The 22,574-nt window shown below is 64.2% G+C and carries 17 protein-coding genes and 2 other RNA genes; 14 read left to right on the forward strand and 5 right to left on the reverse strand.

The genetic code is table 11. The features are described from left to right. The first annotated feature begins 29 nt into the window (after nucleotides 1–29). Entirely contained in the window at nucleotides 30–1,334 is a 1,305-nt protein-coding gene (locus ABQU90_RS02345) for a jacalin-like lectin (RefSeq protein WP_323523237.1), read from the forward strand. Nucleotides 1,335–1,393: 59 nt separating this feature from the next. Next, nucleotides 1,394–1,470: non-coding RNA, sX9 sRNA (locus tag ABQU90_RS02350), on the forward strand. A 220-nt stretch (nucleotides 1,471–1,690) separates the two neighbouring features. Here ABQU90_RS02350 and ABQU90_RS02355 read toward each other — a convergent pair. Beyond that, nucleotides 1,691–2,116 carry a type II toxin-antitoxin system death-on-curing family toxin gene (locus tag ABQU90_RS02355; RefSeq protein WP_055846280.1) on the reverse strand — a complete coding sequence of 142 codons (426 nt, stop codon included), beginning with the start codon at nucleotides 2,114–2,116 and terminating at the stop codon, nucleotides 1,691–1,693. Between the two features lie 8 nt (nucleotides 2,117–2,124). After that, a complete protein-coding gene (locus tag ABQU90_RS02360; RefSeq protein ID WP_055845667.1) occupies nucleotides 2,125–2,346 on the reverse strand; it encodes an AbrB/MazE/SpoVT family DNA-binding domain-containing protein in 222 nt (73 codons plus the stop codon). 158 nt (nucleotides 2,347–2,504) lie between these two features. Here ABQU90_RS02360 and lexA point away from each other — a divergent pair, with 158 nt between their 5' ends. The 5 genes from lexA (at nucleotide 2,505) to ABQU90_RS02385 (ending at nucleotide 9,776) form a co-directional block, all read left to right on the forward strand. Continuing rightward, nucleotides 2,505–3,110 carry a transcriptional repressor LexA gene (gene lexA, locus ABQU90_RS02365; protein WP_115514427.1) on the forward strand — a complete coding sequence of 202 codons (606 nt, stop codon included), beginning with the start codon at nucleotides 2,505–2,507 and terminating at the stop codon, nucleotides 3,108–3,110. A gap of 1 nt (nucleotide 3,111) precedes the next feature. After that, nucleotides 3,112–3,762, forward strand: coding sequence for a translesion DNA synthesis-associated protein ImuA (gene imuA, locus ABQU90_RS02370; RefSeq protein ID WP_323523238.1), 651 nt, complete (start codon nucleotides 3,112–3,114; stop codon nucleotides 3,760–3,762). 9 nt (nucleotides 3,763–3,771) lie between these two features. Then, a complete protein-coding gene (locus tag ABQU90_RS02375) occupies nucleotides 3,772–5,190 on the forward strand; it encodes a Y-family DNA polymerase (protein ID WP_323523239.1) in 1,419 nt (472 codons plus the stop codon). A 168-nt stretch (nucleotides 5,191–5,358) separates the two neighbouring features. After that, the gene (locus ABQU90_RS02380) at nucleotides 5,359–8,610 is read left to right on the forward strand and encodes an error-prone DNA polymerase (RefSeq protein WP_161964638.1); all 3,252 of its coding nucleotides are present in this window, start codon (nucleotides 5,359–5,361) and stop codon (nucleotides 8,608–8,610) included. Between the two features lie 347 nt (nucleotides 8,611–8,957). Continuing rightward, nucleotides 8,958–9,776, forward strand: a complete 819-nt coding sequence (locus tag ABQU90_RS02385; RefSeq protein WP_055846276.1) for an HDOD domain-containing protein — start codon at nucleotides 8,958–8,960, stop codon at nucleotides 9,774–9,776. Nucleotides 9,777–9,800: 24 nt separating this feature from the next. Here ABQU90_RS02385 and ABQU90_RS02390 read toward each other — a convergent pair whose 3' ends face one another. Continuing rightward, entirely contained in the window at nucleotides 9,801–10,301 is a 501-nt protein-coding gene (locus ABQU90_RS02390; protein WP_323523240.1) for a DUF3757 domain-containing protein, read from the reverse strand. Nucleotides 10,302–10,392: 91 nt separating this feature from the next. Here ABQU90_RS02390 and ABQU90_RS02395 point away from each other — a divergent pair. From ABQU90_RS02395 to ABQU90_RS02425, 7 genes are all read left to right on the forward strand, one after another. After that, a non-coding RNA gene (locus ABQU90_RS02395) (sX9 sRNA) lies at nucleotides 10,393–10,468 on the forward strand. A gap of 298 nt (nucleotides 10,469–10,766) precedes the next feature. Next, a complete protein-coding gene (locus ABQU90_RS02400) occupies nucleotides 10,767–12,737 on the forward strand; it encodes an OPT family oligopeptide transporter (RefSeq protein ID WP_323515790.1) in 1,971 nt (656 codons plus the stop codon). Between the two features lie 548 nt (nucleotides 12,738–13,285). Continuing rightward, entirely contained in the window at nucleotides 13,286–14,119 is an 834-nt protein-coding gene (locus ABQU90_RS02405) for a transporter (protein ID WP_407078754.1), read from the forward strand. A gap of 481 nt (nucleotides 14,120–14,600) precedes the next feature. Beyond that, entirely contained in the window at nucleotides 14,601–16,736 is a 2,136-nt protein-coding gene (locus tag ABQU90_RS02410) for a S9 family peptidase (RefSeq protein ID WP_323523241.1), read from the forward strand. A 363-nt stretch (nucleotides 16,737–17,099) separates the two neighbouring features. Next, nucleotides 17,100–17,585, forward strand: coding sequence for a hypothetical protein (locus ABQU90_RS02415; RefSeq protein ID WP_323523242.1), 486 nt, complete (start codon nucleotides 17,100–17,102; stop codon nucleotides 17,583–17,585). A 134-nt stretch (nucleotides 17,586–17,719) separates the two neighbouring features. After that, nucleotides 17,720–18,451 (forward strand): AraC family transcriptional regulator, encoded by a 732-nt coding sequence (locus ABQU90_RS02420; RefSeq protein WP_115512290.1) that lies wholly within the window; start codon nucleotides 17,720–17,722, stop codon nucleotides 18,449–18,451. 59 nt (nucleotides 18,452–18,510) lie between these two features. Continuing rightward, on the forward strand, nucleotides 18,511–19,044 hold the full coding sequence (locus ABQU90_RS02425; protein WP_323523243.1) for an Imm21 family immunity protein: 534 nt from the start codon (nucleotides 18,511–18,513) through the stop codon (nucleotides 19,042–19,044). Nucleotides 19,045–19,327: 283 nt separating this feature from the next. Here the strand turns inward: ABQU90_RS02425 and ABQU90_RS02430 are convergent, their stop codons facing one another. Then, entirely contained in the window at nucleotides 19,328–21,433 is a 2,106-nt protein-coding gene (locus ABQU90_RS02430) for a catalase (protein ID WP_323523244.1), read from the reverse strand. Between the two features lie 221 nt (nucleotides 21,434–21,654). Then, nucleotides 21,655–22,509, reverse strand: coding sequence for an aldo/keto reductase (locus tag ABQU90_RS02435; RefSeq protein ID WP_323523245.1), 855 nt, complete (start codon nucleotides 22,507–22,509; stop codon nucleotides 21,655–21,657). Between the last annotated feature and the right edge of the window lie 65 nt (nucleotides 22,510–22,574).

Genomic DNA, 22,574 nt, shown 5'->3' on the forward strand with positions numbered 1-22,574 from the left:
CCGTTTTTCCTTTCTGCAAGAGGTGATCCATGCTCCAGCATTTAGGCACACTCGTCAGTCTCGGAATCGCTCTAAGCCTTGCCTGCGCCAGCACTGCCCAGGCACAAACAACCGTCGGCGTGCTCGACGTGCTGACCTACAACGTCGCCGGTCTGCCCGAAGGGCTGTCCAGCGGAACGCCGGCCACCAACACCGCATTGCTGGCACCAAAACTGGCGCCTTACGGCTTGGTCCATGTGCAGGAAGACTTCAACTACCATGCCGCGCTGTACGCCGGCGATGCGCATCCGTATCGCACCGCCACCAGTGGTGGCGCCGCGTTGGGCGATGGGCTCAATACGCTCAGCAACTATCCCTTCAGCGACTTCACGCGGGTCAAGTGGAAGCAGTGCAACGGCACCGACTGCCTGACCCCGAAAGGTTTCAGTTACATGCGCGTCCGCCTGGCCGATGGCGTGTTGCTGGACGTCTACAACGCGCACCCCAATGCCGGTGTCGAAGCGGGCGATCTGTCCGCACGTCGCGCCAATATCGGCCAGCTCTCGCAGTTCATCCAAACCTGGTCGGCCGGTAACGCGGTTTTGGTGATGATGGATTCCAACACGCGCTACACCCGCAGCGACGACAACATCCGCGAGCTGATCGCCTCCAATGGGCTCACCGATGCGTGGGTGGAATTGATCAAGGGCAGCGCACCGGCGGCCGGTGCCACGCCGCTGCTCTGCGGCACGCCGCCCACCAATAGCTGCGAGGTGGTCGACAAGATGTTGTACCGCGATGCACCGCAACTGACCCTGGTGGCCAATCGCTATCAGCTCGATGCTGGCGGCTTCTATGACAGCGCCGGCAAGCCCTTGTCCGATCATTACCCGGTGTATACGCAGTTCGGTTGGGCGGTAGGCGATCAACTGCGCACCAGCGATCAGTTCGGTGGCCCGCACGGCATGCCGTTCAACGACCTGGCCGGCAATCCCGGCGCTCGCCGGCTCAGTGGCGTGACCCTGCGCGGCGGTGAGCGCCTGGATGGCGTGGGTGTGATCCTGGACAGCGGCAAACTGCTGGCGCATGGCGGCAGTGGCGGGCAGGCAACGACCTTGTCGCTGGGTGCCAACGAAACGCTGTCTTCGGCCACTTTCAGCGTGGGCAAGTACAACGACAGCACCCGCGTGTTTTCGCTGAGCCTGCGCACCAACACCGGCCGCAGCGTACAGGTGGGTACCCCGAGCAGCGAGCGCTATACGCTGACCGCTCCCAGCGGCTGGCACATCGCCGGTTTCACTGGCCGTGCCGGCGACGAGATCGATCAGTTGGGTGTGGTGTATGCGAAGGATTGAGTCGCCAACAGAACGACTGTGCTCACCGCCAGGCGGGCGTGGCCGGTGCTTGGTGCGGCATGTACCACGCGTACACGCCGGTTCCGAGCGCGCTGTCCACGCCCACCTGGCGACTGCTCGCTACGTTTTTTGAGCCGCTCTTCGGCGCGTTGTCAGGCAGACATCACGCAGCTGCAACTTAGCGATGCACGGCCATGGATGGCCACGATGCTCAAGCTGCCAAGCGATGCCGCAGGCGATGGGTCGCGGCGTCGCTGTCGTTGTGTAGAGAGATACAGTTGTGCATGCAAAACGTCGCAGCTGCAGGGAAGGTCAGTACACCCATCGCATGCGACCCGCATGGCGCCGACAACGCATCAACCGTACTGACCCTGCGGCTCATGTACCTGCGTGTCTGCACGCAAGCGCACACGTGGGCGCAACCAGTGGGCAAATTCGGCTTCGCTCCATGCGCCATCTGCTAATCCCATCATGGCGACATACTTCTCTTCCTGCGACGCCATGAGCTCGGCACCATTGAGCATCAGGAACACGCGATAGCAGACATGGGCAGTGCGCTTGTTGCCATCGACGAAGGGGTGATTGCGCGCCAGCCCGTAGGCCAGGCTTGCGGTCAACTCCACCAGGTCCGGTGGGGGATCGCCGTAGGAAAATAGCTGTTGCGGACGTGCCAGTGCCGAATCCAGCAATGCCTCGTCGCGCACGCCAGCAGCGCCGCCGTGTTCGCTCAATTGACGCTCATGGATGGCCGAGGCAAGTCCGCGCGTGATCCACACGACCATGCGCGTGTTCATTTGGCCAGCTTGTTGAGCACCTGACGATCCTCGCGCATCACTTGCTCGGCCACTTCCATTTGCGCGGCCAGGGTGGGGTCGAAGGCGGTCAGCTTGATGCCGTCGGGCGTTTCCAGCGCATACAGCTCGTCGCCTTTGCCCAGGCGCAAACGCGCAAGCAGATCCTTGGGCAGGATGACGCCGGCGGAGTTGCCGATGGCAGTGATCTTGAGTTTCATGGCAGCCCTTTCGCGTTATTACGTAAGTTATAACTCCTTGATCGTACGCTCGCAAGCAGCCGTGCTGAGCGGCTCAGCAACCTGCACCAGCCAATCTCGCCTGCTGCGACCGATAAGTGTACAAATGTACACCTTGTCCCGTGCGGTTCTTGTTCTCCATGACGCCCTTGTCCCCCAAACGTGCTGCGGTGCTGGCCTTCCTGCAGCAGCAGGCCCAGGCCGGCGTATCACCCAGCCTGGCCGAGATCGCGCAGGCGTTCGGCTTTGCCTCGCGCAATGCCGCGCAAAAGCACGTGCAGGCACTGGCCGAGGCCGGGTTGATCGAATTGCTGCCCAACCAGAAGCGCGGCATCCGCGTGCCAGGCGGCGCCGGGCGCGATGCCTTGCTGGCCTTGCCGGTGCTGGGGCGGGTGGCGGCCGGTGTGCCGATCGGGGCGGATATCGGGCTGGAGCGGCAGCTGTGGCTGGACCGCACGCTGTTTTCGCTGCGCCCGGATTACCTGCTGCAAGTGCAGGGCGACTCGATGATCGACGACGGCATCCTGGATGGCGACCTGGTCGGCGTGCATCGCAGCAACGACGCGCGCGATGGGCAGATCGTGGTGGCGCGGGTGGATGGCGAAATCACCATCAAACGCCTGGAGCGCGGCGCCGAGCGCATCCGGCTGCTGCCGCGCAACCGCGCGCATGCGCCGATCGTGGTGGCGGCCGACGCCGACTTCGCGATCGAAGGACTGTACTGCGGCCTGATTCGGCAGGGTTGAGATGAGCGAGCCCGTGCAGCTGCGACACCACGGCAATGCCGCGCTAGCCATGCCGCTGGATGCCTTGCTGGCCGCGCGCACGGTATGGCGTGCAGGCCACGGCACCGCCACGGCCAATGGCGGCGAATCCACCGGGCATGCTGCATTGGATGCGCTGCTGCCCGATGGCGGCTGGCCGCGGCGGGCGCTCACCGAGTTGCTGTTGCCCGCACATGGCATCGGCGAGATCGCCTTGTTGTTGCCCACGCTGGCGCGGATGACCGGCGCCAGCAGCCGGGTGGTGCTGGTGGCGCCGCCCTTCATCCCGTACGCGCCGGCCTGGCAGGCGGGCGGGGTGGTGCTGGAGCATCTGGAAGTGGTGCAGGCCGAGCCGCGCGACGCCTTGTGGGCGTTCGAACAATGCCTGCGCAGCGGCGCCTGCGCGGCGGTGTTGGGCTGGCCGCAGACCGGCGATGCGCGTGCCTTGCGGCGGCTGCAGGTCGCGGCCGACAGCGGCAATTGCTGCGCGTTTGCGTTGCGCGATCGTCGCCACGCGATCAATGCATCGCCGGCGGCCTTGCGGCTGGAATTTCTGCCCGAGCGCGATGCCTGGCAGGTGCGCAAGTGCCGCGGCGGCCAAGTGCCCTCGCAGCCGTTGCGGCTGGCGCATTGAGGCGCGCGCATGTTGTGGGCCTGCATCTTATTGCCGCAGCTGGCACTGGACGCCGTTCTGCGGCGGCTTGAAGAGCCGCAGGCGCCGCTGGTGCTGGTGCAGGGGCCGGCGCAGCTGCGCAGCCTGCATTCGGTCAATGCCGCCGCTGCCGCTGCGGGATTGAAACCGGGCATGCGCCTGTCTGCGGCGCATGCCTTGATGGCGCAGGTACGCACGATCGATTACGACGCGCAGAACGAAGCGCGCACGCAACGCTTTCTTGCGGCCTGGGCGTACCGGCACAGTTCGTTGGTGAGCCAGCAATGGTCGCGCGCCATCGTGCTGGAGGCGGGCGCGAGTTTTCGCTTGTTCGGCCCGTGGCCACGTTTCGAGCGACGTCTTCGCGACGAGTTGCAGGCATTGGGATTCCAGCACCGGCTTGCGCTGGCACCCACCCCACGCGCGGCGCGCGTGCTGGCCGGGTTGCGCGATGGCATGGTGGTGACCCAATTGCCGGACTTGCACAGCACCCTCGACAAGGTGCCGGTGCGCCGTGCCGCCTTGCCCGGCGATGCCGGCGAGCGCCTGCAGCACATGGGCGTGCGCACGCTCGCCGCGGTACGTGCCTTGCCGCGCGACGGGCTGCAGCGGCGCTTCGGTGCCGGCCTGCTCGATCATCTGGACCAGCTCTACGGCAACGCCGATGACACGCTGGAGTACTACGCGCCTCCGGATCACTTCGACCAACGCGTGGAGCTGGGCTACGAGGTGGAAACCCATCCGGCCTTGCTGTTCCCGCTGCGCAGGTTGATCGGCGATCTGTGCACCTATCTGTCCATTCGCGATGGCGGCGTGCAACGCTTTTTGCTGCGTCTGGAACACGAACAGGGCGCCACCGATGTCGAGATCGGCCTGCTGACACCGGAGCGTGCGCCAACGTTGTTGTTCGAGCTGGCCCGCAACCGGCTGGAGCGGGTGGAAATTCCACGGCCGGTGGTGGCGATGCGGCTGTTGGCGCGCCAGTTGCCGCCGTTCGTGCCGGCGATGCGCGACTTGTTCGACCAACGTGCGCAGCAGTCGGTGGACTGGCCGCAACTGCGCGAACGGCTGCGTGCGCGCCTGGGCGATGAGGCAGTGTACCGCGTGCTGCCGGCCGACGACCCGCGCCCGGAACGCGCCTGGCGCCGCGCCATCGGCGATGCGGTGCGCGAAACCTCAGCGCCGCCACGTCCGCCGCGGCCCACCTGGTTGCTGCCGCAGCCGGTACCTCTGCACGATCCGCACCTGCGCATCGTCTCCGGCCCCGAGCGGCTGGAAAGCGGCTGGTGGGACGACGACGAGGCGCGTCGCGATTACTACGTGGTGGAGACCGCACGCGGCCGACGCGGCTGGGTCTTTGCCGCGCCTGGCCATGTCCAAGGCTGGATGCTGCATGGGTGGTTTGCGTGATCCGATGCATGCCACTGCCAGAGCGCAGTGTGGGGTGCCCGGCGGGTCATCGCAGCGCTGCCGCAAGCGTCCGATGCAGCATGACGCGAAGGGCTGCTGTAACCCAACGATCTGCCGCGCATTGCAAAGACGCTGCGCTGGCAGCGCGATGGTTGAAGGGATGCGCGCATGAGCTGGGATGACGCTGTCGATGGCGTGGACCGCGACACGCCGGGCGGGCGCATGCCGCGCGCCTGGAATGTCGCAGCACGGCTGCGCGCGGCCAACGACGACATTACCCATGCGCAGCTCGCTGATGGCCTGCCTGCCTATGCCGAGCTGCATTGTCTGTCGGACTTTTCGTTTTTGCGTGGCGCCTCCAGTGCCGAGCAGTTGTTCGTGCGCGCGCAACACTGCGGGTACAGCGCACTGGCCATCACCGACGAATGTTCGCTGGCCGGCATCGTGCGTGGCCTGGAAGCGGCGCGCGCCACCGGCGTGCGGCTGATCGTCGGCAGTGAATTCACCCTCGTCGATGGCACCCGCTTTGTGCTGTTGGTGGAGCATGCGCAGGGCTATCCGCAGTTGTGCAGCTTGATCACCACCGCACGACGCGCGGCGGGCAAGGGCGACTATCGTTTGGGGCGTGCGGAGGTGCAGGCGCAGTTCCGCGATGTTGTGCCTGGTGTCTTTGCGCTGTGGTTGCCTGGCGCGCAGCCGCAGGCAGAGCAGGGCGCCTGGTTGCAGCAGGTGTTCGGCGAGCGCGCGTTTCTGGCGGTGGAACTGCATCGCGAGCAGGACGACGCGGCGCGTCTGCACGCCTTGCAACAGTTGGCGCAGCAACTGGGCATGACCGCGTTGGCCAGCGGCGATGTGCACATGGCGCAGCGCCGCGAGCGCATCGTGCAGGACACCTTGACCGCCATCCGCCACACCACCCCGCTGGCCGAGTGCGGCGCGCATCTGTTCCGCAATGGCGAGCGCCATCTGCGCACGCGGCGCGCCTTGGGTAACATCTATCCGGATGCGTTGTTGCAAGCCACGGTGGAGTTGGCCGCACGCTGCACCTTCGATATTTCCACCATCAACTACGCTTATCCGCGCGAACTGGTACCCGAAGGCCATACGCCTGCCAGTTATCTGCGCCAGCTCACCGAAGCCGGCATGCGTGAGCGGTGGCCTGAGGGAGTGTCGGCCAAGGTGCGCGAAGACATCGAAAAAGAATTGGCGTTGATTGCCAAGAAAAACTACGAAGCGTTTTTTCTTACCGTGCAGGATGTAGTGCGGTTTGCGCGGTCAGAGCACATTCTTTGCCAGGGGCGTGGCTCCTCGGCCAATTCGGCGGTGTGCTATGCGCTGGGGATCACCGCAGTCAATCCCGACGAAACCCGTCTGCTGATGGCGCGCTTCCTCTCCGAAAAACGCGACGAGCCACCGGACATCGACGTGGACTTCGAGCACGAGCGCCGCGAAGAAGTGCTGCAGTACGTCTACAGCAAATACGGTCGCGAGCGTGCCGCGCTTGCCGCTACGGTGATCTGCTACCGCGGCAAGAGCGCGGTGCGCGATGTGGCCAAGGCGTTCGGCCTACCACCGGATCAGATCGCCTTGCTGGCCAATTGCTATGGCTGGGGCAATGGCGACACGCCAATGGAACAACGCATCGAAGAGGCCGGCTTCGATCTGGCCAACCCGCTGATCAACAAGATTCTTGCGGTCACCGAGCACCTGCGCGATCACCCGCGTCATCTGTCGCAGCATGTCGGCGGCTTCGTGATTTCCGATGAGCCTTTATCGATGCTGGTGCCGGTGGAAAACGCCGCGATGGCCGACCGCACCATCATCCAGTGGGACAAGGACGATCTGGAAACCATGAAGCTGCTCAAGGTCGATTGCCTGGCGCTGGGCATGCTGACCTGCATCCGCAAGACGCTGGACCTGGTACGCGGGCAGCGTGGGCGCGATTACAGCATCGCTACGCTGCCGGGCGAGGATGCGCCCACCTACAAGATGATCCAGCGCGCCGATACCGTGGGCGTGTTCCAGATCGAATCGCGCGCGCAGATGGCGATGTTGCCGCGGCTCAAGCCTGCGGTGTTCTACGACCTGGTGATCGAAGTGGCGATCGTGCGGCCCGGGCCGATTCAGGGCGATATGGTGCATCCGTATCTGCGCCGGCGACAGGGCCGCGAAGAGGTCAACTATCCCTCGCCGGAGGTGGAAGACATCCTCAAGCCGACCCTCGGCGTGCCGCTGTTCCAGGAGCAGGTGATGGAGCTGCTGATGCATGCGGCCGATTACACCGAAAGCGAAGCCGATAATCTTCGTAGATCGATGGCCGCTTGGCGACGCGGTGGCGACATGGAACAGCATCGCGCGCGGGTGCGCGAGCGCATGCAGGGCAAAGGCTACGCCTCCAGCTTCATCGACCAGATCTTCGAGCAGATCAAAGGCTTCGGCTCCTACGGGTTTCCGCAAAGTCATGCTGCCTCGTTCGCCAAACTTGTCTACGCCAGCTGTTGGCTCAAACGCCACGAACCGGCGGCATTTGCCTGCGGGCTGCTCAATGCGCAGCCGATGGGATTTTATTCGGCCAGCCAGATCGTGCAGGACGCACGTCGCGGCAGCCCCGAGCGCGCGCGCGTGGAGGTCTTGCCGGTGGATGTGCTGCACAGCGACTGGGACAACACCTTGGTGGGCGGCCGGGCCTGGTGCAGCGATGCCGACCCCGGCGAACAACCGGCGATCCGGCTGGGCATGCGCCAGGTCAGTGGCGTGTCGGAAACGGTGGCCACCCGCATCGTGGCCGCACGCACGCAACGCGCCTTCACCGACATCGGCGACCTGTGCCTGCGCGCGGCACTCGACGAAAAGGCGCGCCTGGCCTTGGCCGAAGCCGGTGCCTTGCAAAGCCTGGTCGGCAATCGCAACGCCGCGCGCTGGGCGATGGCTGGCGTGGAAGCACGCCGGCCTTTGCTGCCCGGCAGTCCGGAAGAACGCGCGGTGGAGTTCGCAGCGCCACGGATGGGCGAAGAAATCCTGGCCGACTACCGCTCGGTCGGCCTGAGCCTGCGCCTGCATCCGATGGCGCTGCTGCGCCCGCAGATGCAGCAACGGCGCATCCTGGGTCTGCGCGACCTGCAGGGCCGTCGCCACGGCAGCGGCGTGCATGTGGCCGGGCTGGTCACTCAGCGGCAGCGCCCAGCCACTGCCAAGGGCACCATCTTCGTCACCCTGGAAGACGAACACGGCATGATCAACGTCATCGTCTGGTCGCATCTGGCGCTGCGCCGACGCCGCGCATTGCTCGAATCGCGCCTGCTCGCCGTGCGTGGCCGCTGGGAGCGCGTGGACGATGTGGAGCATCTGATTGCCGGCGACGTGTACGACCTCAGCGATCTGCTCGGCGAGATGCAGCTGCCATCGCGCGACTTTCATTAGCGCTGCCGAAGCAAGCACGCAGCGACAATGCAACGATGCGTCATGTCCATGCGCCTGCTGCAGCTGCGCGCAGTACAACCGTGCAGCGCTGCGCGCCTGTCACCCCCACTGATTCACAGCCAAACCGCATTCCTACTGGCATCCGCGCAATCGCCTGCGCATCACTGTCGAGTTCGCTGTCGGCCGTGATCACCGCCCGGCGGCGTGCGGGATGCCGCCTCAAGCGCAAAAATCCACACGCATGCATAAATAAGCCCGGCCTCGGTCACCGACAGCCAACCGGTCTGTGCTACACCATGCAGGTCTGCGCAACCGCGCTGGCTTATCCGTTCACCCACGAGGCGATCATGAAGTTGGAGGCGTTGTTCGACCAGTTGCACACCTTGCCCACCGTGCCCAAGGTGGCGCAGGACCTGATCCGTCAATTCGACGATCCGCAAACCGATATCGATGCACTGGCGCACACCATCGAGCGCGATCCGGTGATCGCTGCCAAGGTGTTGCGCCTGGCCAATTCGGCGCGATTCCACGGCTTGCGCGATTCCACCAGCGTGGAAGACGCCGCGATGCGCCTGGGCTTCAACACGCTGCGCACCCTGGTGCTGGCCTCGGCCATGACCGGTGCCTTCCGCGCCGGCCCGGGCTTCGATCTCAAGGCCTTCTGGCGGCACAGTTTCGAGGTGGCCGGCATCTGCCGCCTGCTGGCGCGCCAGCACGGCCTGGACCCGGAAACCGCCTTCACCTGCGGGATGATGCACAACATCGGCGAACTGCTGATCCAGTCCGGCGCACCGGATTACGCCAGTCGCATCAATCACGACACCTCATCGGCCGGCCATGCCGCCGAAGAAACCCTGCAACTGGGCTTCGGCTACCCGGAAGTGGGCGCCGAGCTGGTGCGTCGCTGGCAATTGCCGGTGGTGATCCAGGAAGCCATCGCCTACCAGGTTCGCCCGGCCGCCGCGCCCGAAGGCGCACGGATGCCGTTGCTGGTGGCCCAGGCGGTGCAGGTTTCCGACGCGCTGCACGCGCACGGCGGTGCTACCCCGCAGGCATTGGACGCGCTGCGCGCACCACTGATGGACGGCGTCGACCTGGAGGGCTTGTTCGCCACCTTGCCGGACGTCATCGAAGCCGATCGCGCATTCGCCGAACTGCTGCACTGACGCTAGACAGTGCGTGCCGCTGCGTCATTCCTCCAGACGCAGCGGTTCGAACGCGCAGTCCTCTGCACTCCGAGTGCATGTGTAGAACTGGACCGTTCCTGCTACCGGCGGCTGATCGAGTTGCCAGTGCGTCGGGTGTCTGGGGGTGACGAACAGGTTGCGTTGCATCTGTGGCGTGCGACTGTCGAAATACGCCAGGTCCACTTCCTTGCCGCCGCGCATGGAGTAAGTGCAGTTGACCAGCACGCCCATGCTGGACGCTGTCTCGGGTGACTCGCCGTAATAGAGCACCGAGGCCAGGTGCCGCGGCTTGCCATTGTTGGCTTGTAGTGTGCTGGACCAGGCCCCGCTTCCTGACGCCACCCCGAGTCGTACGTTGGCGCGATAGCGGCCCGCCTCGTAACGCACCTCTGCCGGGTCAGGGCATTGCGCGCCGTGCTCGGCGGGTGGTGTGGCGAATGTGGCGGCTGACGATAACGACAGCAGCATGCCGGCCATCAGGGTGGCGGTCAGTGGATGTTGCATGGTCTGCACCTCTGGTTACATGGCGGTCTTAGAGCAGCTAACAAAACGACTGTGCGGCTGCCAGGCGGGCGTGGCGGGTGCTCGGTGCGGCATGGTCCCCTTGTACACGCCGGTTCCTCCGCGCCGTCCACATCCAACTGACGCCTGCTCGCTACGCGTTGTTAGCCGCTCTTGTGTGTGTATGGCGCTTGCCCATGGGCTTTACTCAGCACAGACAAAAAGACTGAACACGGGGATGCGTTCCCCGCAGTGCGCGGCGATGCAACAAGCATGCGTGGTCGTCACGGTCTTGGTGAGGTTTAAAGCGCATTGATGCTGACGTAAACGCACCGATGTAGCCGCACCGCGGTCAAACCGCCGTACCACCCGCCATGGCAGCCGCACTGTCACGCCGCGCCGCAGCTGGACTCGCATCGGCGCAGGCGCTAGCGTGGTACGGATTTTTTGCCTACAGGGGAATGCCCAATGAGCCAAGACGCGCAACCGCGCCAGCTCACCTTCCGCGCCATCGTGCTGGCCATCGTGCTGGCGGTGGTGCTTTCGGCCGCCAACGCCTACCTCGGCCTGTTTGCGGGTTTGACCATTGCCACGGCCATCCCGGCAGCGGTGGTGTCGATGGGCGTACTGCGCTTGTTGGGCGGCGGCACCATTCTGGAGAACAACATCGTCCAGACCGGCGCCTCGGCCGGTTCGTCGATCGCCGCCGGGGTGATCTTCACCATCCCCGCGCTGGTGATCATGGGCTACTGGCCGGACTTCAAATACTGGTGGGTGCTGGGCATCGCCGGCATGGGCGGGCTGCTGGGCGTGCTGTTCTCGGTGCCGCTGCGGCGCTCGATGATCGTCGAAGACCCGCTGCCGTTCCCCGAAGGCAAGGCCGCCGCCGAAGTGCTCAAGGCCGGCGAAAACCCCGGTCCGGGCCTGAAGATCCTGGCCGCCTCCGGTGCCATCGGCGCGCTGGTCAAACTCGCTGCCGCCAGCGGCTTGCGGGTGATCCCGGACACCTGGGCGCAGGCCACCTACCTGGGTAGCAGCCGCCTGGTTGGGTATCTGGGCACCAACCTGTCGCCGGCATTGCTGGGCGTGGGCTACATCGTCGGCTTGAACGTCGGCATCGTGGTGTTGTCCGGTTCCATCCTGTCCTGGCACATTGCCATCCCGCTGTATCAGCAGTTCTTCATGGGCTCGGACCCGGCTCTGGCGCAGAGCCTGGTCGGTGCGCCGGCGGCCGATGCGGCCTTCGGCATCTGGGGAGCGAAGATCCGCTACCTCGGCGTCGGTGCGATGCTGATCGGCGGCGTGTGGACCTTGTTCTCGCTGCGCAAATCACTGTTTTCCGGCGTCAAGAGCGGCTTTGCCGCTGCGCGCAAGAGCGGGGGCGGCGTGGTCGCCGAAACCGAGCGCGATCTGCCGATGAAGTGGATGCTGGTGGCACTGGTGCTCTGCACCTTGCCGCTGCTTGGCCTCTATCAGGCCATCGTGCAGCAGTGGCATGTGTCGATCCCGATGACCATCATCATGATCGTGGCCGGCTTTCTGTTCGTGTCGGTGTCCGGGTATCTGGCCGGCTTGATCGGCTCGTCCAACAACCCGGTGTCGGGCATCACCATCTCCACCATCCTGTTCGCCTCGGCGGTGCTGGTGCTGTTGCTGGGTAAGGATGGGCTGGTGCCGGTGGGCATCGGCGCCGCACCGCTGGGCGCGGTGGCGGCGATCATGATCGGTGCGGTGGTGTGCTGCGCGGCAGCGGTGGGCGGCGACAACCTGCAGGATCTCAAGGCCGGTTATCTGGTCGGCGCCACGCCGTGGAAGCAGCAGCTGATGCTCGGCATTGGTGCGTTCTCGTGTGCGTTGATCATGGCGCCGGTGCTGAACTTGCTGGCGCAGGCGTATGGCATCGGCCCGGCCACTCCGCAGCATCCCAACTCGTTGGGCGCGCCGCAGGCCACCTTGATGGCCTCGGTCGCCAAGGGCCTGTTCGGCGGCCAGTTGCCGTGGACCATGATCGCCATCGGAGCGGTGGTGGGCGCGGCGATCATCGCATTGGACGAATGGTTGAAGGCCACCGGCAAGCGCTTCCGCGTGCCGGTGCTGGCCGCAGCGATCGGTATCTACCTGCCGCTGGAGCTGATGGTGCCGATCTTTGTCGGTGGCCTGATCGCGCATCTGGTCGAGCGCTTCCACAACATCCGCGCCGACGACGAAGATGGCCGCGACCGGGTGCATCGTCCGGGCGTGCTGTTTGCCGCCGGCCTGATCACCGGCGAAGCGCTGATGGGCATCGCCATCGCGGTGCCGATCGTGCTGTCCAGCCGCGCCGATGTGCTGGCACTGCCAGCTGCCTTGCAGCTCAATCAGTGGGTTGGCCTGGCCATCCTCGCCGTGGTCGGCTGGCTGCTGTATCGCGTCGGCAAGCGCGGCGAACAGGCGGCCTGAGCCTGACGACAGACACGGCGCATGCGATGCATGCGCCGTTCTGGCAGGCGCGCAAGGCGACCTGCCCACAGCGCATGCCGCTGCCATCTGCACCATCCCCACGCATCGCCGCTGCAGACCCCGTCGACCGTCCGTGACGGCACTTCACTTGTCTGCAGCCCGTCTTTGCGCCGGCTTTATGCCAGATCCAGCGCTCATGCATAGCGCCTTTATGCCGCCGCTCCGTATCGTGCCGTCTCCCGCACGGATGATGCGTTACGGCTGCCGCATGCCTCGATCGACCCCGCTGATCTCCGCGCCCTAGGCCATCGCGCCGCCGCTGCTGCCGACAAAAACGTTAGCCCAATCACACTGCGCCGCTTCCAAGGTGCGGTTGCGGTCGCTTTTTGTCTGGCGAGCTCGACAGTTCGATAGGATCGAGCAGACGCCGATAGTCCAGCGTCATGCAGTCGATCTACCTCTCCACGCGCATTCCCCCTCCCTCACTGCTGGCCTGTCGTGTCATCGGTCCAGCGCTCTGCCATGGAGTTCCTGCAATGCTGACTGTTATTCCCTGTTTCCCGTCCCGTGTACGGCGCATCCCCCTGCTGACCATCGCCATGGCCGGCGTGCTGTGCGGCCTGGCGACGCAAGCGCAGGCACAAGACGCCACCGAAGCGGCGCTGTGCACCGATCGGCCGACCAAGGCCAATTCCACCTGTACCGTGCCGACCGGCGCCTGGCAGCTGGAAACCGACATCGGTAGCTACACCCGCGACAGCCAGCCCGGCACACGCATCGAAACCTCGGTGTTCACCAATCCCACGCTCAAATACGGCGTCAGCGACCGCATCGATCTGCAGCTCAACTGGGCGCCGCAGCTGCAGGTCAAAACCACCGATCGCGCTACCGGCGCACGCAGCAGCCTGAGCGGCGGTGGCGACATCTATCTACGCATGAAGGCGCGTTTCTACGAAAGCGACACCGCCACCGTCGCGGTGCTGCCGTTCGTCAAGGCGCCGACTGCCCGCACCGGTCTGGGCAACGACGAGTGGGAAGGCGGCGTCGCGTTGCCGATCAATTTCGTATTGCCCAATAGTTTCTCGCTGACCTTCGGCCCGGAGGTGGATTGGCTGGCCGACAGCGATGGCAGCGGCAAGCATGTCGCCATCGTCAATGCGATCAACCTGGCCCGCCCGCTGACGCCGAAGTTATCGATGGCAGTGGAAGTGTGGTCTTCGATCAATCGCGACCCGGCCGAGACCATCGAACAGTATTCGGCCGATATCGCGGCTGGGTATCTGATCAATCCGCTATTGCAACTGGACGTGGGCGCCAACTTCGGGCTCAACGACCGTACCCCGGACGCGCAGGTGTATGTGGGCATGGCGCACCGCTTCTAAGTCGTGTGGTGAGCCAAGGGCAGGGGGTGCATGCCGTACATGCACACCCCGCTTTGTAGAAAATGGTCAAGGTTGCGAGGCGTCAGGTCGACTGGTGCCTCGCAACGTCCATTCGCCGCACGCCAAGCGTTGCGGATACGTGAGCAACGCTGAGCTGCTGTCGCCGCATGGGAAGCTTGCTTCGGCGTAGCGACGACCGGTGGGCACACTGGTGCAATCATCTGTCCAACAGAGCGCGCATTCCTTAAGCGGACCTGGGCGGTGTGATCCGCCTTGCTGGCCGCATGAGCCATGCCGCCACACGCGCTGGCTATCCGCGTTTGACAGCACGGACCTCAGGTTCTGGTCGCCGCATTTAGGCGCGGAATTCCATCCACGAGGCGACGCCCACGCAACCGCGCAGGCAGGCGCGAGCGCAAGCCTTTGCGCGTGCGCTGCAGCAACGCCTACCATCGACGTTTTGCCGTTGCAGGAACTCTCGATGAAGCTGCGTCACGCCGTGCTGCCCCTGTGTCTATTGGCCGCCTTGCCAACCCTTGCCGCCGCGCGCGGTTTCGATGTGCGCGACATGGTCGCGCTGGATCGAGTGTCCTCGCCCACGCTCAGCCCCGATGGCGGCGTGGTGGTGTTCGCCAAGCGCCAGGCCAAGACCGCCAACGGCAAGCCGGCCACCGGTCTGTGGATGCGCAACCTGCGTACCCGTGATTTGTCGCCGCCCAAGCGGCTCACCCCGGAAGGCTGGAACGTCAACAGCCCGGCGCTGTCGCCCGATGGCAAAACGGTGTACTTCCTCAGCAGCAAATCCGGCATCCAGCAGCTGTACGCGCAGCCGCTGGCCGGCGGCACTCCGCAGCAGCTCACCGCGTTCGCAGTGGACCTGGACAGCTACAAGCTCTCGCCAGACGGCAAGCGCATTGCCTTCAGTGCGGGCGTGTTTCAGGACTGCGGGTCGGACCTGGATTGCACCAAGAAAAAGCTCGCCAGCGTGAAGAATGCCAAGGCCAGCGGCGTGGTGTACGACCAGCTGTTCGTGCGCCATTGGGACACCTGGAACGATGGCCGTCGCAACACCTTGTTCGTCTCAGAGCTGCCCGCAACCGGCGCCAAACCGGTGGTCGGCGCCTCGGCGATCAGTGCCACGTTGGCCGGCGATGCGCCGTCCAAGCCGTTCGGCGGCAACGACGATTACACCTGGTCGCCAGACGGTGCCAGCGTGGTCGCCAGCGTGCGTATTCCGCAACCGCATGGCCCAGAGGCCGGTAAGAACGCCAAGGCCGCCACCAAGCCGACCGGCAACGACGAGCCGTGGCAGACCAACTTCGACCTGTATCGCCTGGATGCGGCCGGCAAATCCGCGCCGGTCAATCTGACCGCCGCCAACCCGGCCTGGGATGCCGGCCCGGTGTTCAGTGCCGATGGCAAAACCCTGTACTACCGCGCGATGAAGCGCCCCGGCTTCGAGGCCGACCGCTTCGGCCTGATGGCGATGGACGTGGCCAGCGGCAAGACGCGCGAGATCGCGCCGAAGTGGGATCGCTCGGCCGGCGAAATCGTGCTGGGCGATAACGGCAGCAGCATCTACACCAGTGCCGATGACCTGGGCGAACACCCGCTGTTCAAGATCGACATCGCCAGCGGCGACGCGACCAAGCTGGTGGGCGAGGGCAGCGTGCATGCACCGACGCTGGCTGGCATCACGCTGGCATTTACCCGCAACTCGCTCAAGAGCGGCGATCAGATCTTCGTCAGCGATGTGCAGGGCCAGAACTTGCGTGCCATCACCCAGACCGCTGGCGAGCAACTGCCCGACGTGCAGTTTGGCGATTACGAGCAGTTCCAGTTCAAGGGCTGGAACAACGACACCGTGCACGGCTATGTGGTCAAGCCGTACAACTATCAGGAAGGCAAGACCTACCCGGTGGCGTTCCTGATCCACGGCGGCCCGCAGGGCAGCTTCGGCAATGGCTGGAGCAACCGCTGGAACCCACAGACCTACGCCGGCCAGGGCTATGCGGTGGTGATGATCGACTTCCACGGCTCCACCGGTTACGGCCAGGAATTTACCGATGCGATCAGCCAGCATTGGGGCGACCGACCGCTGGAAGACCTGCAAAAAGGCTGGACTGCCGCGCAGAAGCAGTACGGCTTCCTCAACGGCGACAAGGCCTGTGCGCTAGGTGCCAGCTATGGCGGCTACATGGTCTATTGGATGGCAGGGACGTGGCTTGATAAAGACGGGAACCACCCGTGGAAATGCCTGGTCGATCACGACGGCGTATTCGACAACCGCACCATGGGCTACGCCACCGAAGAGTTGTGGTTTTCCGAGTGGGAAAACGGCGGCACGCCATGGCAGAACCCGGCTGGCTACGAGAAGTTCAATCCGGTGCTGCACGTGGACAAGTGGAAGGTGCCGATGCTGGTAATCCATGGCCAGCAGGACTTCCGCATCCCGGTCGAACAAGGCCTGGCTGCCTTCACCGCGCTACAGCGCAAGGGCATCGATTCCAAGTTCCTGTACTTCCCGGACGAGAACCACTGGGTGCTCAAGCCGGACAACAGCATCCTGTGGCACGACACTGTCAACGGCTGGTTGAAGCAGCATATCGGGCAGTGATGCATTAGAAAAAACGGCACGCCGCCTTGCAGCGGCGTGCCGTTTTTTTTTGCGTCGCGTTCCTCGATCGGCAGCATGCGAGTGCTGAGGGCGATCGAAGATTCGGCAACTGCACATCGCGCGGAGACGCATGGTGTTGCGCAAGCCAGCTGGAAATGCGCGTTGTTGTCGCGCTCGCTCAAGTAACACAGTGTGCCGCCGATAACCACGTAGTCGAGTGGCTTGCGGTGTGCCGTTGGATAACCGGCGATGAAATGGCGGCTGATCGGGCGCCGGCATCATCGCCCAGGCGTCATGTCGACGTGTCAAAATAGCGCTTCTTTAACTTTCCCAATCCCTGCCAGGATCGCAAGGATCTTTCGCATGCGCACGTTCGTCCGCCCGGCCTTGCTTGGGCTTGCCCTCATTTTCAGCCCTGCCTGGAGCGCCGCACCGCGGCCCACGGCGGCTGTGCCTGCACGTGCGCCGGTGGCCACTGCGCCTGTGACTGCCAGCGCGACAGACGCAGCCAATAGCGAGCTGCTGGTGCCGTTGCCGGCGACCCTCAAGCCAGGCATGAGCTATCGCGCGTTTTCGCAGGCGATCGCCGAGCAGGGCTGGCAGCCGGTCGACCCGCTGGCAGCGGACAGCTGCATGGCCGCAGGCGATTGCGAAATCGAATTCGTGGCGCCCACCGCCGGTGCGCGTCTGCGCGTACAAGTGGGGTCGCAATCGGGTGCTGCAGTGGTGCAGACCTGGTCAGCGCGGCGCACGCCGGCCGATCGCATGGGCGCCACCAGTGCTTCCATCGACGCTCCCAAGGACGGCCGGGCTGCAGTCACCGCCACCGTGGCCGAACAGCCGCGCTGAGCGCCTGCAAACCGAGCGACAGGCGCGGCGTATCATGACGTTGCGCAGCGGTGGTGTGTGCAGACGCTAATGCGTCACTGCACCGCTGTGCCTCTCCTGGCCCCGAGTCCCTCGCACTGCATGAATCCTCTCGCATGAAGAGCATCGACCCTGCCGATCTGGAAGCGTTGTTCGATGCCGTGCCGGACGTGCTGTTTTTCGTCAAGGACCGCGAGGGTCGCTACACCCACGTCAACCAGACCATGCTGCGGCGCCTGGGCCTGAAGTCGCGCAAGGAACTGATCGGCAAGCGTGTCGCCGAGGTCTACCCGAGCGGTCTCGGCGCCAACTACGCCAATCAGGACGAGCAGGTGCTGGCCGGTGAGGTGATCGACAACCTGCTGGAACTGCATCTGTTCGCCAACCGCGAGCCGGGCTGGTGCCTTACCTGCAAACGTCCGCTGCTGGTCGACGGCAAGGTTCAGGGCATCATCGGTATCTCGCGCGATCTCGGCCCGCAGGACGGGCACGAATCGCAGTACGAAAAACTCAGGCTTGCGCTGGCATACCTCAACGCCAATTACGCGCAAAACGTGCGCATGCAGGCATTGGTGGAGATCACCGGGTTTTCGATGTCCAAGCTGCAACGCTCGTTTCGCAAGGTGTTCCAGCTCACCCCGCAGCAGGTGCTGGCCAAGTTGCGTTTGCAGATGGCCATGCATTTGCTGCACGGAAAAAAGAGCCTGACCGAAATCGGCCATGCCTGCGGCTTCAGCGATCAGAGCGCGTTTGCGCGACAGTTCAAGCAAGCGGTGGGCATGACGCCGCGCGAGTACCGCGCGCTGGCGACTGCGCAGCAACACGTGCCGCTGCCTGCGATCGACTGACGGCCCCCCCCGCCGTCGCGCGCCGGTGTGCCTGTTTTCATGTGCTATCGAGACAAGAAATGACACAGCTGCGATGGATTGAATCAGGTGGTGGGCCGCTTGTTCTGCTGCATGCGGTGGATTTGCCAGACTGGTCGGGAATTGAGCCCTCCCTGTGCGATAGCGGCACAACCGACTACGCGCGTGCGTGTGCGATCGATGACGAACTTGGTCTGGTGACAGCCGGTCCCGGGTGCGCGCTGGTGTTGGGCGATGAGCCTGATCGGACGTCGCTGATCGAACGCGATGAGGCGGTGTTCATTGTCCGATTGCGCTGGACGCCGTCGGAAGATGCCTTGCTGTCGGCGTTGCGCAATGCTTTGCATACGCTTGAATTCGCTGCGGCAGGTATTTTTTCGACGCGTCCTGGCACGCACCTTCTGTTCGATTCGGCGGCGCCTGGTGCGCACGTGGATGCGCACAGGTCTGAATCAATGGTGGTCACGCTGGCGACGCCGCGGCTTTCGCTTGCAAGCGCGGTCTTTCAGCCATCTTCGAAGATCTGCGCTTTGATTCATCGCCTCGTGCCTGATAGCTCTGGTACATCTGGCTGAGGTCGATCGGGATGCTTGCTGCAACTGAGGATTACTGATCGTTCTCAGGTTATAGATCCCACGTCTACCCACTCAAAGACTGAACTTCCAGTAGTCCTGCGGGTTGCTTGACGGTCGGATGTCGCATCGAAATGCATCGCACTTTCTAGCGGCCGTCATCGTTGTTCCAACACTCTCTACCGACTAATGAAACAGCGATAGATGTTTCTCTGTATGACGCCCTGGGCGCGAACGACGTCGGTGACGTCGCTCGCGTCCAGGGTCGCTGTTTGCGCTTGCGCGCTTACGCCAACATGCGCACCTTCGGCTCGCGTGCCCACTGGCGGGTTTTTGCTGCGGCGATGAAGGCCTTGGTATCGGCCGCGGGGACAATGCCTGCATCCTTGCCGACATTGCCGGCCTTGAGCAGCAGTTGTGCGCCGTCGTCGAAGGCAATCGCCTTCAGATGCGCCCAGGCGTTGCTGACGAAGTCCAGTGCCGCCGATTCGTTGGTCAGCAATTTTGCCGCTTCCGACGACAGCAGCACGGCCACCGCATCGAACACGATCGACGGCGTGCCGGCGAGCTGGCCATCGGCAGCCAACTGCTTGCCATCGCTGAGCTTGGCGCCGCCGCGTTTGGGTGCGACGATTTTTACTGTGGCGCCAGCTGCTTCGGCAGCCTTGCGCACGGCCTTGATCGCTGCGGCATCCGAGCCGTCATGGATCAGTATGCCCACCGTGCGGCCCTGCAAGGTGTCCTTCATCTTGCCGATCAATTGCAGCGCAGGCGACAACGGCATGTCGGTGGGCGCCACCGCTGCCGGAGGTGCAGGCGGCAGTTTGCTCATGCCCATGCCGTCAGCCACGCGCTGCGCCAGTGCCGGATCGACATGACGCAGATGACCCACGATGGCCTCGCGCACGTGCGCTGTGTCGACCTTGGACAGTTCAAACACTAGCGCCGATGCCAGATGCGCCTGTTCCGGTGCGGTCTGGCTGCGGTAGAACAAGCGTGCCTGGCTGTAATGATCGGCAAAACTCTCTGCGCGCACGCGGCCCTTTGCGCCATCTTCGGCAGGCGTTGCATGGCTGGGGAATCCACGCAGCGCTTCGCGCGGCGCATCGGTCTGCAGCGAGCTGGGTTCGTAGGCGACGCGGCCCTTCGGCACACCCATTTGCATATGCCCATCGCGCTGATTGTTGGCGAACGGACACTTGGGTGCGTTGATCGGGATCTGATGGAAATTCGGCCCGCCCAGACGGCTCAGCTGCGTATCCAGGTACGAGAACAGACGTCCTTGCAGTAGCGGGTCGTTGCTGAAATCGATGCCCGGAACGATGTTGGCTGGGCAATACGCCACTTGTTCGGTTTCGGCAAAGAAATTGTCCGGCCAGCGGTCCAGCACCATGCGGCCGACGATCTGCAGCGGCACCAGTTCTTCCGGAATGACCTTGGTCGAATCCAGATGGTCGAACGGAAACGCCTCGGCCTCCGCTTCGGTAAACAGTTGCACGCCAAGCTCCCACTCGGGGAAGTCGCCGTTTTGAATCGACTCGAACAGATCGCGACGCTGGAAATCCGGGTCGGCACCGGCCAGCTTCACTGCCTCGTCCCAGATGGTCGATTGCAGGCCAAGCTTTGGGCGCCAATGGAACTTGACGAAGGTGCTGTCGCCGGCCGCGTTGAGGAAGCGGAAGCTGTGAATGCCGAAGCCTTCGATCATGCGCAGCGAGCGTGGGATGGTGCGGTCGCTCATCGCCCACATGATCATGTGCATCGATTCGGGGGTGAGCGAAATGAAATCCCAGAACGTGTCATGTGCGCTGGCAGCCTGCGGAAAGCCGCGGTCCGGCTCCATCTTCACCGCATGGATCAGGTCCGGGAACTTCATCGCGTCCTGGATGAAGAACACCGGGATATTGTTGCCCACCAGATCCCAGTTGCCTTCCTTGGTGTAGAACTTCACCGCAAACCCACGCACATCGCGCGGCGTGTCCACCGAGCCGGCACCGCCTGCAACCGTGGAAAAGCGCGTAAACAACGGCGTCTTTTCGCCCACTTCGTTGAAGATCTTGGCGGTGGTGTACTGACTCAGCGATTTGGTCAACTCGAAGTAGCCATGCGCGGCGCTGCCGCGTGCATGCACGATGCGCTCGGGGATGCGCTCGTGATCGAAGTGGGTGATCTTCTCGCGCAGGATGAAGTCTTCCAGCAACGTCGGCCCGCGCGGCGTGGCGCGTAGCGAGTTCTGGTTGTCGCCAACCGGGATGCCCTGGTTGGTGGTCAATTGCGGATGCGAGCCGCCGGCTTTTTGATGCAGTTCGTCGCCAGTGCCGCGCAGTTCCTGCGCGCTGGCGGAACTGCCGACAGAAGGAACCTGTGCGGCTTTACTTGGGGACTTGGCCATGGGGGACTCCACGTTGGCGGGCTGGGATGCTAGCGATCCAACCGAGCCTGGGAGTGGTGCCGTTAAACGAGTGTGTCTACATGCGAACGAACACTCACACACACACGTCGCGCAACGCAAAGCGTGCGCTACCGCGCGCTGCGCAATGCCAAACACACCACGCGCATGCTGCGAACATCGCCACACCCGCGATGTGCATTAGGCCGCGTGTGGTGTTTGATCTACAGCAGATCCAGCGGCTGTCTACGCGTTGGTAGAGGGAACGCGCTATCCAGCGTTGCAAGATCCTGCGCGTCCAGTTGCAAAGTGCACGCCGCCGCGTTCGCGCTCACATGTGCGGGCGTACCCGATTCGGGAATGGCGATGACCTGGCCGCTGCGGATCGCCCACGCCAATGCCACCGCGGTGGCGGCCACGCCACGTCGTGCACCGATGGCATGCAATACCGGGTGATCGAGCAATGCGCGGCTACCCAGTGGCGAGTACGCCATGACCGTCACCTCATGCTCGGCGCACCACGGCAGCAGATCGAATTCGATCCCGCGGCTGCCGGCGTGATACAGCACTTGATTGACCAGGCAGCGCTGCCCGCCATCGATGCGCCACAGATCCTGCATGTCGTCCACATCGAAATTCGACACGCCCCAATCGCGGATCTTGCCGGCGTCGCGCAAAGCTTCGAACGCAGCGACCACTTCGGCAAGATCGCTCCCGCCGCGCCAGTGCAGCAGATACAGATCCAGGGTGCGCACGCCAAGCCGCTGCAGGCTGGCTTCGCAGGCGCGTGCGATGCCGCGCGCGCTTGCATTGCTCGGCAACACCTTCGACACCAGATACGGCGGTTGTGCGCTGTCGATGGCCTGGCCGATCAACTGCTCGGAACGGCCGTTGCCGTACATTTCGGCGGTGTCGATCAGCCGCATGCCTAGTTGCTGGCCGGTCTGCAGTGCTTCGATCTCCTGCTGCGGCGGATGCCGGCCCTGGCCCAGGTTCCAGGAGCCCAGGCCAAGCGCTGCGACGCGACGCCCGGTGCGCAGCAGCACCTCGGGGCAGGGGGATGACGTGGATGTGGACATGGAGCACTCCCGTAACGTTGATTGCATGTAACTGAGCGAAGGCCGGCACCTGAGGCCAGTGACAT

The organism is Xanthomonas sp. WHRI 10207 (genome assembly GCF_040202975.1).
Classification (GTDB): domain Bacteria; phylum Pseudomonadota; class Gammaproteobacteria; order Xanthomonadales; family Xanthomonadaceae; genus Xanthomonas.

Bases quoted from the DNA above. Each gene is read 5' to 3' on its own strand.
- ABQU90_RS02345 (WP_323523237.1), top strand. From the start codon at position 30: ATGCTCCAGCATTTAGGCACACTCGTCAGTCTCGGAATCGCTCTAAGC.
- ABQU90_RS02355 (WP_055846280.1), bottom strand. From the start codon at position 2,116: ATGGTCGTGTGGATCACGCGCGGACTTGCCTCGGCCATCCATGAGCGT.
- ABQU90_RS02360 (WP_055845667.1), bottom strand. From the start codon at position 2,346: ATGAAACTCAAGATCACTGCCATCGGCAACTCCGCCGGCGTCATCCTG.
- lexA (WP_115514427.1), top strand. From the start codon at position 2,505: ATGACGCCCTTGTCCCCCAAACGTGCTGCGGTGCTGGCCTTCCTGCAG.
- imuA (WP_323523238.1), top strand. From the start codon at position 3,112: ATGAGCGAGCCCGTGCAGCTGCGACACCACGGCAATGCCGCGCTAGCC.
- ABQU90_RS02375 (WP_323523239.1), top strand. From the start codon at position 3,772: ATGTTGTGGGCCTGCATCTTATTGCCGCAGCTGGCACTGGACGCCGTT.
- ABQU90_RS02380 (WP_161964638.1), top strand. From the start codon at position 5,359: ATGAGCTGGGATGACGCTGTCGATGGCGTGGACCGCGACACGCCGGGC.
- ABQU90_RS02385 (WP_055846276.1), top strand. From the start codon at position 8,958: ATGAAGTTGGAGGCGTTGTTCGACCAGTTGCACACCTTGCCCACCGTG.
- ABQU90_RS02390 (WP_323523240.1), bottom strand. From the start codon at position 10,301: ATGCAACATCCACTGACCGCCACCCTGATGGCCGGCATGCTGCTGTCG.
- ABQU90_RS02400 (WP_323515790.1), top strand. From the start codon at position 10,767: ATGAGCCAAGACGCGCAACCGCGCCAGCTCACCTTCCGCGCCATCGTG.
- ABQU90_RS02410 (WP_323523241.1), top strand. From the start codon at position 14,601: ATGAAGCTGCGTCACGCCGTGCTGCCCCTGTGTCTATTGGCCGCCTTG.
- ABQU90_RS02415 (WP_323523242.1), top strand. From the start codon at position 17,100: ATGCGCACGTTCGTCCGCCCGGCCTTGCTTGGGCTTGCCCTCATTTTC.
- ABQU90_RS02420 (WP_115512290.1), top strand. From the start codon at position 17,720: ATGAAGAGCATCGACCCTGCCGATCTGGAAGCGTTGTTCGATGCCGTG.
- ABQU90_RS02425 (WP_323523243.1), top strand. From the start codon at position 18,511: ATGACACAGCTGCGATGGATTGAATCAGGTGGTGGGCCGCTTGTTCTG.
- ABQU90_RS02430 (WP_323523244.1), bottom strand. From the start codon at position 21,433: ATGGCCAAGTCCCCAAGTAAAGCCGCACAGGTTCCTTCTGTCGGCAGT.
- ABQU90_RS02435 (WP_323523245.1), bottom strand. From the start codon at position 22,509: ATGTCCACATCCACGTCATCCCCCTGCCCCGAGGTGCTGCTGCGCACC.